Origin of the sequence: Limnohabitans sp. 2KL-27 (assembly GCF_001269345.1) — a bacterium.
Classification (GTDB): Bacteria; Pseudomonadota; Gammaproteobacteria; order Burkholderiales; family Burkholderiaceae_C; genus Limnohabitans_A.
Genome location: NZ_CXOP01000002.1, coordinates 542831 through 555152 on the forward strand (window position 1 = coordinate 542831; position 12322 = coordinate 555152).

At 58.5% G+C, this 12322-nt stretch carries 16 protein-coding genes; 11 read left to right on the forward strand and 5 right to left on the reverse strand.

Annotated elements, in window-relative coordinates; all coding sequences use genetic code 11:
* Positions 1-13: 13 nt before the first annotated feature.
* Genes LHAB_RS05245 through ptsP form a run of 5 tightly spaced genes read left to right on the forward strand, consistent with a single transcriptional unit; the run spans position 14 to position 4320 of the window.
* Positions 14-562 carry a hypothetical protein gene (locus LHAB_RS05245; protein ID WP_090044323.1) on the forward strand — a complete coding sequence of 183 codons (549 nt, stop codon included), beginning with the start codon at positions 14-16 and terminating at the stop codon, positions 560-562.
* Positions 559-1836 (forward strand): MFS transporter, encoded by a 1278-nt coding sequence (locus LHAB_RS05250; protein ID WP_090044325.1) that lies wholly within the window; start codon positions 559-561, stop codon positions 1834-1836. Before LHAB_RS05245 ends, LHAB_RS05250 begins: the two co-directional genes overlap by 4 nt.
* A gap of 13 nt (positions 1837-1849) precedes the next feature.
* On the forward strand, positions 1850-2293 hold the full coding sequence (locus LHAB_RS05255) for a PTS sugar transporter subunit IIA (protein ID WP_090044327.1): 444 nt from the start codon (positions 1850-1852) through the stop codon (positions 2291-2293).
* Positions 2262-2531 (forward strand): HPr family phosphocarrier protein, encoded by a 270-nt coding sequence (locus LHAB_RS05260; protein WP_090044329.1) that lies wholly within the window; start codon positions 2262-2264, stop codon positions 2529-2531. Before LHAB_RS05255 ends, LHAB_RS05260 begins: the two co-directional genes overlap by 32 nt.
* Before the next feature lie 40 nt (positions 2532-2571).
* Positions 2572-4320: a phosphoenolpyruvate--protein phosphotransferase gene (gene ptsP, locus LHAB_RS05265; RefSeq protein ID WP_090044332.1), complete on the forward strand. Its 1749-nt coding sequence runs from the start codon at positions 2572-2574 to the stop codon at positions 4318-4320.
* Positions 4321-4323: 3 nt separating this feature from the next.
* Here the strand turns inward: ptsP and yghU are convergent, their stop codons facing one another.
* The 5 genes from yghU to LHAB_RS05290 are packed head-to-tail and all read right to left on the reverse strand — an operon-like array spanning position 4324 to position 7739.
* Entirely contained in the window at positions 4324-5196 is an 873-nt protein-coding gene (yghU, locus tag LHAB_RS05270; RefSeq protein ID WP_090044334.1) for a glutathione-dependent disulfide-bond oxidoreductase, read from the reverse strand.
* 38 nt (positions 5197-5234) lie between these two features.
* Positions 5235-6245: a lipoyl synthase gene (gene lipA, locus LHAB_RS05275; protein ID WP_090044336.1), complete on the reverse strand. Its 1011-nt coding sequence runs from the start codon at positions 6243-6245 to the stop codon at positions 5235-5237.
* Between the two features lie 57 nt (positions 6246-6302).
* The gene (lipB, locus tag LHAB_RS05280; RefSeq protein ID WP_194943103.1) at positions 6303-6965 is read right to left on the reverse strand and encodes a lipoyl(octanoyl) transferase LipB; all 663 of its coding nucleotides are present in this window, start codon (positions 6963-6965) and stop codon (positions 6303-6305) included.
* A 2-nt stretch (positions 6966-6967) separates the two neighbouring features.
* Positions 6968-7267, reverse strand: coding sequence for a DUF493 family protein (locus tag LHAB_RS05285; RefSeq protein WP_090044342.1), 300 nt, complete (start codon positions 7265-7267; stop codon positions 6968-6970).
* Positions 7268-7292: 25 nt separating this feature from the next.
* Complete coding sequence (locus LHAB_RS05290; RefSeq protein WP_090044344.1) at positions 7293-7739, reverse strand: CopD family protein; 447 nt, start codon at positions 7737-7739, stop codon at positions 7293-7295.
* Between the two features lie 188 nt (positions 7740-7927).
* On the opposite strand from LHAB_RS05290, the gene LHAB_RS05295 reads away from it, so the two are divergent.
* From LHAB_RS05295 to atpA, 6 genes are read left to right on the forward strand one after another with little or no spacing between them, the layout of a single operon-like run.
* The gene (locus tag LHAB_RS05295) at positions 7928-8446 is read left to right on the forward strand and encodes an ATP synthase subunit I (protein WP_090044349.1); all 519 of its coding nucleotides are present in this window, start codon (positions 7928-7930) and stop codon (positions 8444-8446) included.
* Between the two features lie 15 nt (positions 8447-8461).
* A complete protein-coding gene (gene atpB / locus LHAB_RS05300; RefSeq protein ID WP_090044352.1) occupies positions 8462-9340 on the forward strand; it encodes a F0F1 ATP synthase subunit A in 879 nt (292 codons plus the stop codon).
* A gap of 54 nt (positions 9341-9394) precedes the next feature.
* Positions 9395-9643 (forward strand): F0F1 ATP synthase subunit C, encoded by a 249-nt coding sequence (atpE, locus tag LHAB_RS05305; protein WP_019426878.1) that lies wholly within the window; start codon positions 9395-9397, stop codon positions 9641-9643.
* A 36-nt stretch (positions 9644-9679) separates the two neighbouring features.
* On the forward strand, positions 9680-10150 hold the full coding sequence (locus tag LHAB_RS05310; protein WP_090044355.1) for a F0F1 ATP synthase subunit B: 471 nt from the start codon (positions 9680-9682) through the stop codon (positions 10148-10150).
* A gap of 21 nt (positions 10151-10171) precedes the next feature.
* Positions 10172-10702: a F0F1 ATP synthase subunit delta gene (locus tag LHAB_RS05315; RefSeq protein WP_090044358.1), complete on the forward strand. Its 531-nt coding sequence runs from the start codon at positions 10172-10174 to the stop codon at positions 10700-10702.
* 42 nt (positions 10703-10744) lie between these two features.
* Entirely contained in the window at positions 10745-12298 is a 1554-nt protein-coding gene (gene atpA, locus LHAB_RS05320) for a F0F1 ATP synthase subunit alpha (RefSeq protein WP_090044361.1), read from the forward strand.
* The last annotated feature ends 24 nt before the right edge of the window (positions 12299-12322 follow it).

Here is a 12322-nt window from a genome sequence, read left to right on the forward strand (position 1 = left end):
GGATAATCACCCCATGCGAATCCATTCCTCGGCCTTGGTGGCCAGCCTCTTTGGGGCCCTGATTTTGAGCGCTTGCAGTCCTGCCCAGAACTGGCGGGACGTGACCTTTGAGGGCAGTGCGCTCAAGGCCCAACTGCCCTGTAAACCTGACCGAACCAACCGCAGCGTGCCCTTGGGCGGCGTGCCTGTCGACTTGCAAGTGGTGGGCTGTGAAAACGGCACAGCCATGGTGGCGGTGATGAGCGCGGCCTTGCCTGTGGGGGCCGATGCCAGCGCGGTGATGGCCGCCTGGCAAAAAGCCACCCTGGACAACGCCCGCGTCTCTCAACCCTTGACGGTCGGGCAGCAGCAGGCCTGGCAGCGCCCCGGCCAGTTGCCTTTGGCGACGTCTGTGCGAGTGCAAGCCCCGGGCCAGCGCGCCAATGGCGAGCCGGTGAACATGGACGCTGTGTGGGGTGCGGTGGCCGATGGCGAGCGGGTCAGGCTGGTCCATGCCGTGGTCTACGACCGCACAATTGCCTTGGAATTGGCCAACACTTTGTTTGATGGGATCAAGCCATGAGCGCCACCACCTTGAACGATCACACTTTGGCGCATCCCGACCACTTGCCGCGGCGCATGGCGGTGGTGGTGTTTCTGGCCTTTGCGCTGGCCTACTTCTTCTCGGCCTTGGTGCGGGCCATCACCGCCACCTTGTCGCCCACCTTGACCGCCGAATTCAGCCTGAGTGCGCAAGACCTCGGGCTGCTGGCGGGGGGGTACTTTTTGGGCTTTTCGCTGACTCAGCTGCCTTTGGGGCGCTGGTTGGACCAGCACGGTCCGAAAAAAGTCATCTTGGCTTTTTTGAGTTTTGCGGTGCTCGGTTGCCTGGCCTTTGCCTGGGCCGACAGTTTTCAAGGCCTGCTGGCCGCGCGCGTGTTGTGCGGCATGGGCGTGAGCGCCTGCCTCATGGCCCCGCTCACTGGGTACCGGCGCTGGTTTGACGCCAGCACCCAGCTGCGCACCAACTCCTGGATGCTGATGACCGGCTCTTTGGGGATGCTGGCGGCCACCTTGCCCGTGCAGTGGCTCATGCCCATCTGGGGCTGGCGTGCGCTGTTTGTGATGCTGGGCGTGATGATCGCCATCGCCATGCTCTTGATTGCCTTGGTGGTGCCGCTGTGGCAAAAAGCCACGCCCACGGCAGCCACAGCGCAAAAGCCGCTCGACGACGATGGCAGTTACCGCGAAATCTGGCGCAGCGCTTATTTTTGGCGCATGTCGCCGATCGGCTTTTTCACTTACGGCGGCATGGTGGCCATTCAGACCCTGTGGGCAGGTCCGTGGATGACCCAAGTGGCGGGCTGGACAGCGGCCGAAGCGGCCCAAGGCTTGTTCCTCATCAATCTGGCCATGCTCGTGAGTTTTTGGTTGTGGGGTTTGATCACGCCGGGACTGGCCCGCCGGGGCATTCCGGTTGAGCGCCTGATTGCCTGGGGTCTGCCCTTGAGCTTTTTGGCGGTTGGCGCTTTGGCCTGGATGGGGTCGGCAGTGGGTGCGGGTGCTGCCGTCGGCTTGGCCTTGTTCTGCGTGACCAGCACCTTTGTGGCGTTGGCTCAACCTGCAGTGGGCATGGCATTTCCCTCGCATCTGGCCGGACGCGCCTTGTCAGCCTACAACTTGGTGGTGTTCGCCGGCATTTTTGTGGTGCAGTGGGGCATTGGTTTGTTGGTCGATGCCGGTCTTGGCATGGGGCTGAGCAAGCCTGCCGCTTACCAGGCTGCGCTGGCCTGTTTTGGCATTTGTTCCATGCTCTCTTGGCTTTACTTCCTGCTGAAAAAGCCGGTTCAGCCCTGATAATGCAAGCCTCATGATCGGCATCCTCATCATTGCTCACGCCCCATTGGCCAGCGCTTTGCGCGACTGTGCTTTGCACGTCTTTCCGGATTGCGCCGCTGGGGTCCTGGCGATCGACGTGCGTTCAGACGACGCGCCAGAAGCCAGCCTGGCCAAGGCGCGTGAAGCCCTTGGCGCCTTGAACACACCCGAGGTTTTGCTGCTCAGCGATGTCTTTGGCGCCACCCCTTGCAACGTGGCCCAGCAACTCAATGACGGTCTGCATACGCGGCTGGTGGCCGGTGCCAATTTGCCCATGTTGTTGCGCAGTGTTTGCTACCGCCACGAAAGTCTGGAGGCCTTGGCCAACCGTGCGCACGCTGGCGGCACGCAAGGCGTGATGCCCGTGGGCAGTACGGCCCCCCAAAACCAAACAGGAAAGAGACATGCCCCAAGCGACCACGACCATCAGCAATAAATTGGGGCTGCATGCCCGGGCCTCGGCCAAGCTGACCAAGCTGGCAGGCAGTTTTCCCTGTGAGGTCTGGATGGGCAAGGGTGAGCGCCGCATCAATGCCAAAAGCATCATGGGGGTGATGATGCTGGCGGCCGGTATCGGCAGTGAGGTGGTGCTCGAAACCGCAGGTGAGCGTGAGCAAGAGGCACTCGATGCGCTGCTGGCCCTGATTGCCGACAAATTTGGCGAAGGCGAGTGAAGGTGTTGTTGGCCACCAAACGACCCATGGAGCCCCAGCGATGACCTTCAGTGTTCATGGTTTGGCGGTGGCCCGTGGCATTGCCATTGGCCGCGCTGTGCTGGTGGCTTCCAGCCGCGTTGATGTGGCGCACTACTTCATCAATCCAGAGCAAGTGCCTGCCGAGATCGAGCGCATGCGATCAGCCCGCGATGCCGTGATCGACGAGTTGCAACGCTTGCAACGCGACATGCCCAAAGATGCCCCACACGAATTGGCAGCATTGCTGGATGTGCACCTGATGCTGTTGATGGACGAAGAGCTCAACACCAGCGTGGTGCAGTGGATCAAGGAGCGCTTGTACAACGCCGAATGGGCGCTGAGCAGCCAACTGGAGATCATTGCCCGGCAGTTTGACGAGATGGATGACCCGTACCTGCGCGAAAGAAAAGCCGATGTGGAGCAGGTTGCGGAGCGTGTGTTGCACAGCCTCAAGGGCACGGGTTCTTTGGTGACCAAGGTCACCCGCCCCGCGCGGCCCCAGCAAGAGTTGCAGCTCGGCGACACCGACGTGCCCTTGGTTTTGATCGCCCACGACTTGTCGCCTGCCGACATGCTGCAGTTCAAGCAAAGTGTGTTCACCGGGTTTGTGACCGATGTGGGTGGCAAAACGTCCCACACAGCCATTGTGGCGCGCAGTCTGGACATTCCTGCTGTGGTGGGTGCCCGCACCGCCAGCCAGCTGATCAAACAAGACGACTGGGTCATCATCGACGGCGATGCGGGCGTGGTCATCGTCGATCCGTCGCCCATCATCCTGGCCGACTATGGTTTCAAGCAACGCCAGGGGGATCTGGAACGAGAGCGGCTGGCCCGATTGCGCCACACCCCGGCGGTCACGCTCGATGGTCAAAAAATCGAATTGCTGGCCAACATCGAGATGCCCGAAGACACCGGTGCCGCGATCACTGCGGGAGCCGTGGGCGTGGGCTTGTTCCGAAGCGAATTTTTGTTCATGGGCCGCAAGGGCGATTTGCCAGGCGAGGAGGAGCAATACCAAGCCTATCGCCGTGCGGTGGACGGCATGAATGGCCTGCCGGTCACCATCCGCACGGTCGACGTGGGGGCGGACAAACCCATTGATGAGGTGCGCCGCGATGCCGCGCACCTGAACCCCGCTTTGGGCTTGCGGGCCATTCGATGGAGTCTGGCCGACCCCGCCATGTTTTTGACACAGTTGCGGGCCATCTTGCGAGCCGCTGCCCACGGCAAAGTCAATTTGCTCATTCCCATGCTGGCGCATGGCAGTGAAATTCGCCAAACCATGGGCTTGATCGAACAGGCCCGCCACGAGCTGGACCGCCGAGGCCAGGCTTATGGGCCTGTGCACCTGGGGGCCATGATCGAGATCCCGGCTGCTGCTTTGTCCTTGCGGCTGTTTCTCAAGTACTTTGATTTCCTGTCCATCGGGACCAATGACCTGATCCAGTACACCTTAGCCATTGACCGGGCCGACGAATCGGTGGCGCACCTGTACGACCCGCTTCACCCGGCTGTCTTGCGCCTGATTGCCGACACCATTGCCGAGTGTCAGCGCCAGGGCAAGGACGTGTCGGTGTGCGGAGAAATGGCTGGAGATGTGGCCATGACCCGTTTGCTGCTGGGCTTGGGTTTGCGCAGTTTTTCCATGCACCCATCGCAGATTTTGTCGGTCAAGCACCAGGTGCTGCGGTCAGACGCCGCCAAGCTGGCGCTTTGGGCCGGTCAAGTGCTGGACTCGGACGATCCAGCCAGTTGCATGGGCCCTTGAGGGTCAGGCCTTGGCGATTTTGTCCTGCGTGCGGGTGTCGAAATCGCTGGCGTCATGGCGTTCGTGCAGTTGGCTCTCGGGTGCACCGATGACCCGGTTGACCATGCGCCCGCGTTGCACGGCAGGACGCTTGGCCAACTCATCGGCCCAGCGGTTCACATGCTCGTATTCGTGCACCTGCAAGAACTCTCCCGCCTCGTACATGGTGCCCTTGGCCATGCCGCCATACCAGGGCCAGATGGCGATGTCTGCGATGGTGTAATCATCGCCGGCAATGAAACGGCGCTCGGCCAAACGCCGATTCAGCACATCCATCTCGCGCTTGACCTCCATGGCAAATCGGTCGATGGCGTATTCGATTTTGAATGGCGCATAGGCATAAAAATGCCCAAAGCCACCGCCCAGGTACGGGGCGCTGCCCATTTGCCAGAACAGCCATGACAGGCATTCGGCACGTTGGGCCGGATCGGTGGGCACCAGGGCGCCAAACTTCTCGGCCAGGTACAGCAAGATCGCCCCCGACTCGAACACCCGCACCGGTTTTTCGCCGCTGCAGTCGAGCAGTGCCGGGATTTTGGAGTTCGGGTTGACATCCACAAAGCCGCTGCTGAACTGCTGGCCTTCCTGGATGCGGATCAACCAAGCGTCGTATTCGGCACCCGCATGCCCCAGGGCCAGCAACTCCTCGAGCATGACGGTGACTTTCACGCCGTTGGGGGTTCCCAGCGAATACAACTGCAGAGGATGCTTGCCGCGTGGCAGATCCTGCTCGTGTGTGGGGCCGGCGATGGGTCGATTGATGTTGGCGAAACGCCCACCATTGGCCTTGTTCCAGGTCCAGATTTTGGGCGGGGTGTAGGGGGTGGGATCGGTCATGGGGGCCTTGAATCAAAACGGGTGGGTGATGGGCTGGGTCAGGATTTTTCTGCCAAGCTCAGACTTGCCGAATGCGCCTGCTGGTCCGCGTGGTAGCTTGATCTGACCATGGCGCCCACTGCGGCATGGCTGAATCCCATTTCGTAGGCCTTGGCCTCGAACATCTTGAAGGTGTCGGGGTGCACGTAACGGCGCACCGGCAGATGGCTGTTGCTGGGGGCCAAGTACTGGCCAATGGTCAGCATCTCGATGTGGTGCGCGCGCATGTCGCGCATGACCTCCAGGATTTCTTCGTCGGTTTCGCCCAGGCCGACCATCAGGCCACTCTTGGTGGGCACATTGGGGAACAGTGCTTTGAATTTTTTCAGCAGGTTCAGTGAGAACTGGTAGTCCGAGCCGGGGCGCGCTTCCTTATAAAGCCGAGGTACGGTTTCCATGTTGTGGTTCATCACATCCGGTGGCGCGGCTTTCAGGATCTCGAGGGCGCGGTCATCCCGGCCCCGGAAGTCCGGCACCAGCACTTCGATCTGGGTGGTGGGCGAGAGTTCACGCGTTTTGCGGATGCATTCCACAAAGTGGCCCGCGCCGCCGTCGCGCAGGTCATCGCGGTCCACGCTGGTGATGACCACGTATTGCAGTTTGAGTTGCGCAATCGTTTTGGCCAAGTTGTCGGGCTCGTTCACATCCAGAGGGTCGGGGCGGCCGTGGCCCACGTCACAAAACGGGCAGCGCCGTGTGCATTTGTCGCCCATGATCATGAAAGTCGCTGTGCCCTTGCCAAAACACTCACCGATGTTGGGGCAGCTGGCCTCTTCGCACACGGTCACCAGTTTGTTGGCGCGCAGCACGTCTTTGATTTCGTAAAAACGGGTGGTGGGCGAGCCTGCCTTGACGCGGATCCACTCGGGCTTTTTCAGCACCTCGGCCTGCTCGACCTTGACCGGAATGCGCGAGAGTTTGGCGGCGGCCTTTTGCTTGGCCATGGGGTCATAGTTGTCCACGCTCTGGACTTCGCGGACCACGGGGCGTTCGGTGGGGGTGTTGCTCATGGGTTTCTTTCAGTCACCGCACGGCGGCGGGTCAGGTGCGTCAATTGGGGCGGTGTTTCAGAGTCGGGCAGCGAGCTGGCCTGCCAGCACCCGGGCGGCTTCTTCCCAAGTGGTTTCAACGCCGATTGTAAAAAGGTCCACGGTTTTCAAGCCGGCATAGCCACAGGGGTTGATACGCTCAAAGGGTTGAAGGTCCATGGCCACGTTCAGGGCCGCACCGTGGTAGGTGCAGTGGCGGCTGACCTTGATGCCCAGCGCGCTGATTTTGCCCAGGCCCTTGAACGGGTCGGCCGCCGGGGCTGGCCCCACCAGGGCCGCGTGGCTGAAGGGATCGTCCAAGCGCACATAGATGCCGGGCGCACCCGCCACCCGGTGGCCTGTCACGCCGAAGTGTGCGAGGGTGCGGATGATCGATTCTTCCAGCTTGAAGACGTATTCCTTGACGTAGTACCCGGCGCGCTGCAGGTTGACCAAGGGGTAAGCCATGACTTGGCCAGGGCCATGAAAAGTGACTTGTCCACCCCGGTTGGTCTGGACCACTGGAATGTCGCCGGGTACCAACAAGTGCGAAGCCAAGCCTGCCAGACCTTGTGTGAACACGGGCGGATGTTCACACATCCAAAGTTCATCGGGGCTGCTGGGTGTGCGAGCGGCCGTGAACGCCTGCATGGCTTCGTAGGTTGGCAAGTAGTCCACCTGCCCAAGAAGCCGAACGTCCATGCTCACATCACAATTTTGACCATCGGGTGCGAGGTCAGAGCGCGGTAGAGGTTGTCGAGTTGTTCGCGGCTGGTGGCCGTGATGCTGAGCGTCACGCCCAGGTAGTTGCCGCCTTTGCTGGGGCGCAACTCGATGGTGGCGGGGTCAAAGCCGGGGTCAAACTGCAAAGCAACTTGGCACATGGCCTCGGCAAAGCCGTCCACCATGGCGCCCATGACCTTGATGGGAAAGACCGAGGGGTATTCGATCAGGGTGTCTTTACGCGGGTCGATGCCAGCGGGTGGTGTGATGGAAGCGCTCATGAGAAGGTCCGTTTTGCCTGCTAGCTTAACGCCAGACGATGACCGCCAAAACCGCTAACCAGCCCAAAGCAAAATTGGCCAGCACCATGGGGTGAATTTCCCCCAAAGCCTTGCCCGCTGCGGGCCAATCGGTGTTTGCCACGGCAGCTTTCAAGCGTCGGAACGGTGCAAACCAGATGGGGGCAAAAATCAGGCACATCAGCAGCCCCAGCCCCGACATGGCGTGCCAACCTTTCGGCGCGAGCTTCAAGTCGGCCATTGACAGCATCCAGAAACCGGTGGCCAGAAGCAAGGCAATCGAGACCCAGACCATGGCAAAAAATCGGGTCAGGACGTCTGACATCAGGACCAGTCGCTCGGGTGGTTGCATTCTGGCGATCACAACCGGGCGCAGCGCCAAAATGACCAAGGCCATGCCGCCCAGCCAAACGATGGCCGCCGCCAGGTGAAAAAATTTAAACCATTCGTACATACGTTTTAACTCAAGGTGTCGTGGTTGAGGAGTTTGGAAATGAAAAGATTTGTGATGACAACATAGAATGCACGCAAAACATACAAATTGCGTGGATTAGGGGAAAAAATGGAAAGGCACGGGTTTTTACGTATAAAATCTGAGGCTTTGCAAAACTTGAAGCATGTTTAACCTGGTTGCCAATTGAGATGACTGACATCGCCTCAACTTCTCAAGTGGCCCCAGACAAACTGAAAGCAAGTGCAACAGATGATGTCACGGAACTTGAATTCAAGCCCCTGACAGCCGAAGAGGCGCAAGCTTGGCGGCTGAAAAATCCTGCATTGATGCCGTGGCGCATCATTGGTTTGCAGGCATTGGTGGGTGTCTTGATGGTTCTGTTGACATGGCTATTGATGGATGAGCGGCGATTGGCTGCATCAGTGGCTTGGGGTGTGGTTGCTGTGGTGATACCTGCCATGGTGTTTGTTAGGGCTTTGAGCCGACAAATGCAAGCGGCCAATCCAAAAGATGCGATGGTGGGTTTGTTTGCCTGGGAGTTGGTCAAAATAGTTTTGACCGTGGCGTTGCTTTTGGCTGCGCCTAAATTGATATCTGATTTGAGCTGGCTTGCCTTGGTGGCCAGCTTTGTGGTGACGATCAAGGTGTACTGGCTGGCCATGGCGCTGGGCTGGGTGCAACGAAAATCGAAATCGACTTTTTATTGAACTGATTGGTGATTTATGTCTGCTGAAAACGCTGGCGCGCATGCCCCAACGGCTGGAGAGTACATCCAGCATCACTTGCAACATCTGCAAATGAATTTCTCATTTGAAGGCGTCAAGCAAACAAGCATCGTCGACTTCAGTTTGTTCAACCTCGATTCGGTTGTGTTTTCGGTGTTGTTGGGTGTTGTTGGCTGTTTCCTTTTGTGGTCTGCTGCTCGCAAAGCCACATCGGGCGTGCCAGGGCGCTTCCAGGCGGCTGTTGAATTGCTCTCCGAGATGGTCGAAAACCAAGCCAAAGGGGTGATTCACAACGCCAAGAGCCGCAAGTTGATTTCACCTTTGGCGCTGACGGTGTTTGTTTGGATTTTCCTTATGAACGCGATGGACATGTTGCCCGTGGACTTACTACCAGGCATTTGGCATGCGGCGGGTCCGGCTTTGGGCTTTAAGGATTACATGCGTGTTGTTCCTACTGCGGACTTGTCTACAACCTTGGGTTTGTCGTGTTCAGTGCTGCTGATTTGCTTGTTTTACAACATCAAAATCAAGGGAGCTGGCGGCTGGGTGCATGAGCTCATTTCGGCGCCCTTTGGTGACCATTGGGCACTGTATCCGATCAATTTCTTGATGCAGATGATTGAATATTTGGCCAAGACCGTATCGCATGGCATGCGACTGTTTGGCAACATGTTTGCGGGTGAGTTGGTGTTCATGTTGATCGCCCTGATGGGTGGCGGCTGGGCGTTGTCAACAACGGGTGTGGGCTTGGCCATTGGCCATGTCATCGCCGGTACTGTGTGGACACTGTTCCACATCTTGGTCATCACCTTGCAAGCCTTCATCTTTATGATGTTGACCTTGGTCTACACAGGCCAGGCGCACGATGCACATTGATGACGTTTTTTTCTTTTCGTGTTTCTTTTTTCCACTAACTTTTAGGAGCTTCTCATGGAAAACATTCTCGGCCTGGTGGCATTGGCTTGCGGTTTGATCGTTGGTTTGGGCGCTTTGGGTGCCTCTATCGGCATCGGCATGATGGGTGGTAAATTCCTCGAATCCGGCGCACGTCAGCCTGAATTGATGAACGAATTGCAGACCAAAATGTTTCTGTTGGCTGGTTTGATCGACGCTGCGTTCTTGATCGGTGTGGCCATTGCTTTGCTGTTCGCCTTCGCCAACCCCTTCGTTTTGAAGTGATCCGCGCACCTCTTCCAACAGAAGAAGGATTGAACCGTGAACATTAACGCTACTCTGTTCATTCAGATGATCGTTTTTGCGATTCTGGTGTGGTTCACGATGAAATTCGTGTGGCCCCCGATCACAAAAGCGCTCGACGAACGGGCACAGAAAATCGCTGACGGCCTCGCTGCCGCCGACAAAGCCAAAGCCGAACTCTCCAACGCCAATGCGCGTGTCGAGTCCGAGTTGGCCAAGTCGCGCAACGAGACGGCTTCGCGCCTGGCTGATGCCGAGCGCCGTGCAAATGGCATCGTTGACGAAGCCAAAGCACGTGCCACCGAAGAAGGCAACAAGATCATCGCCACTGCAAAAGCTGAAGCTGAGCAGGAAGCTGTCAAAGTGCGTGAAGCTCTTCGTGAGCAGGTTGCAGCTTTGGCTGTGAAAGGCGCCGAGCAGATTCTCCGCAAGGAAGTCAATGCAGGCGTTCACGCTGATCTGCTCAGCCGCCTCAAGACCGAGCTGTAAAAGCTCCAGCCAGAGAAGACCATGGCAGAACTTGCTACCATCGCCCGCCCTTATGCCGAAGCGCTTTTCAAAGCGCAGGCATCCGATCTTGCTGGCACGGCCGCTTGGCTGGATGAACTGGCCGCTGTTGCGGAAAACGCGCAATTGCAACAGTTTGTCGACAGCCCCAAAGTGTCCGATGAGCAGGCTTTCGAGCTGATCTCTGGCGTGCTTCGAACAGCACTGCCTGAGGCCGGTAAGAACTTCCTGCGCCTGGTGATCGAAAACCGCCGTCTCAGTGCGCTGGCTGTCGTTGCACAGCAGTACCGGGCCCTCATGAATGCACAAGGTGGCACCGCTGACGCGGTGGTTTACAGTGCATTCCCCATCGACGCTTCGGCCTTGGCCGATTTGTCGTCCACGCTCGAAAAACGCTTTGCGCGCAAGCTCAACGTGAGCGTCGAATTGGATGCAGCCTTGATTGGCGGCATTCGTGTGGTGGTGGGTGACGAGGTGCTCGATACCTCTGTCAAGGCCCGACTGGAACAAATGAAATCGGCCCTCACCGCTTAAGCGGGTGAGACCGGACATATTTAAAGAAAGAAGGAAAGAGTCATGCAACTCAATCCCGCAGAAATTTCTGAACTGATCAAGAGCCGCATTGAAGGGCTGTCCGCCAGCGCCGATATCCGCAACCAGGGCACCGTGGTGTCCGTGACCGACGGTATCGTTCGCGTGCACGGCCTGTCCGATGTGATGCAGGGCGAGATGCTCGAATTCCCGGCCACCGCTGAAGGTGCCGCCACTTACGGTCTGGCCCTGAACCTCGAGCGTGACTCGGTGGGCGCCGTGATCTTGGGCGAGTACGAGCACATTTCCGAAGGCGATACGGTCAAGTGCACCGGCCGCATTCTGGAAGTGCCTGTCGGCCCCGAACTGATTGGCCGCGTGGTGAACGCACTGGGTCAACCGATCGACGGCAAAGGCCCCATCAACGCCAAGATGACCGACGTGATCGAGAAAGTCGCCCCGGGCGTGATCGCACGTAAATCGGTTGACCAGCCTATGCAAACTGGCCTGAAGTCGATCGACTCCATGGTGCCCGTGGGCCGTGGCCAGCGCGAACTGATCATTGGCGACCGTCAGACCGGCAAAACCGCCGTCGCGATCGACGCCATCATCAACCAAAAAGGTCATAACATGACCTGCGTTTACGTCGCGATTGGCCAAAAAGCCTCGTCGATCAAAAACGTGGTGCGCGCTCTGGAACAAGCTGGCGCGATGGAATACACCATCGTCGTGGCCGCCTCGGCATCTGAATCCGCGGCCATGCAGTACGTGTCGGCCTACTCCGGCTGCACGATGGGTGAATACTTCCGCGACCGCGGCGAAGACGCTTTGATCGTTTATGACGATCTGTCCAAGCAAGCCGTGGCTTACCGTCAAGTGTCACTGCTCTTGCGTCGCCCACCAGGCCGCGAAGCCTACCCTGGCGACGTGTTCTATCTCCACAGCCGTCTACTCGAGCGTGCAGCCCGCGTCAACGCCGACTACGTCGAAGCCTTCACCAAAGGCGCCGTCACTGGCAAAACAGGTTCATTGACCGCCTTGCCGATCATTGAGACCCAAGCCGGTGACGTGTCCGCTTTCGTGCCCACCAACGTGATTTCGATCACCGACGGTCAGATCTTCTTGGAAACCTCCTTGTTCAACGCCGGTATCCGTCCTGCGATCAACGCCGGTATCTCGGTGTCGCGCGTCGGTAGCTCCGCCCAGACCAAGATCATCAAAGGCCAGTCCGGCGGTATCCGTACCGATTTGGCCCAGTACCGTGAATTGGCTGCGTTCGCGCAGTTCGCTTCCGATCTGGACGAGTCCACACGAAAGCAGCTCGACCGTGGTGCCCGCGTGACCGAATTGCTCAAGCAAGCCCAGTACAGCCCGCTGTCCATCAGCCTGATGGGCGCCAGCCTGTTTGCGGTGAACAAAGGTTTCATGGACGACATCGACGTCAAGAAAGTTTTGGCTTTCGAGCACGGCTTGCACGCTTACCTGAAGGACTCGTGCGCTGCTTTGCTGGCCAAGATCGAAAGCTCCAAAGCGTTGGACAAAGAGGCGGAAGCCGAATTGCACGCCGCCGTGGCCGCTTTCAAGAAAAGCTTTGCTTAATTTCTACCTGATCAAAAGGAGCCT

Excerpts from the sequence above, each read along its gene's own strand:
- LHAB_RS05255 (WP_090044327.1), top strand. The coding sequence starts at position 1,850 with ATGATCGGCATCCTCATCATTGCTCACGCCCCATTGGCCAGCGCTTTG.
- LHAB_RS05285 (WP_090044342.1), bottom strand. The coding sequence starts at position 7,267 with ATGAGCGCTTCCATCACACCACCCGCTGGCATCGACCCGCGTAAAGAC.
- LHAB_RS05260 (WP_090044329.1), top strand. The coding sequence starts at position 2,262 with ATGCCCCAAGCGACCACGACCATCAGCAATAAATTGGGGCTGCATGCC.
- lipB (WP_194943103.1), bottom strand. The coding sequence starts at position 6,965 with ATGGACGTTCGGCTTCTTGGGCAGGTGGACTACTTGCCAACCTACGAA.
- lipA (WP_090044336.1), bottom strand. The coding sequence starts at position 6,245 with ATGAGCAACACCCCCACCGAACGCCCCGTGGTCCGCGAAGTCCAGAGC.
- LHAB_RS05295 (WP_090044349.1), top strand. The coding sequence starts at position 7,928 with ATGACTGACATCGCCTCAACTTCTCAAGTGGCCCCAGACAAACTGAAA.
- LHAB_RS05245 (WP_090044323.1), top strand. The coding sequence starts at position 14 with ATGCGAATCCATTCCTCGGCCTTGGTGGCCAGCCTCTTTGGGGCCCTG.
- atpA (WP_090044361.1), top strand. The coding sequence starts at position 10,745 with ATGCAACTCAATCCCGCAGAAATTTCTGAACTGATCAAGAGCCGCATT.
- LHAB_RS05250 (WP_090044325.1), top strand. The coding sequence starts at position 559 with ATGAGCGCCACCACCTTGAACGATCACACTTTGGCGCATCCCGACCAC.
- atpE (WP_019426878.1), top strand. The coding sequence starts at position 9,395 with ATGGAAAACATTCTCGGCCTGGTGGCATTGGCTTGCGGTTTGATCGTT.
- yghU (WP_090044334.1), bottom strand. The coding sequence starts at position 5,196 with ATGACCGATCCCACCCCCTACACCCCGCCCAAAATCTGGACCTGGAAC.
- ptsP (WP_090044332.1), top strand. The coding sequence starts at position 2,572 with ATGACCTTCAGTGTTCATGGTTTGGCGGTGGCCCGTGGCATTGCCATT.
- atpB (WP_090044352.1), top strand. The coding sequence starts at position 8,462 with ATGTCTGCTGAAAACGCTGGCGCGCATGCCCCAACGGCTGGAGAGTAC.
- LHAB_RS05290 (WP_090044344.1), bottom strand. The coding sequence starts at position 7,739 with ATGTACGAATGGTTTAAATTTTTTCACCTGGCGGCGGCCATCGTTTGG.
- LHAB_RS05315 (WP_090044358.1), top strand. The coding sequence starts at position 10,172 with ATGGCAGAACTTGCTACCATCGCCCGCCCTTATGCCGAAGCGCTTTTC.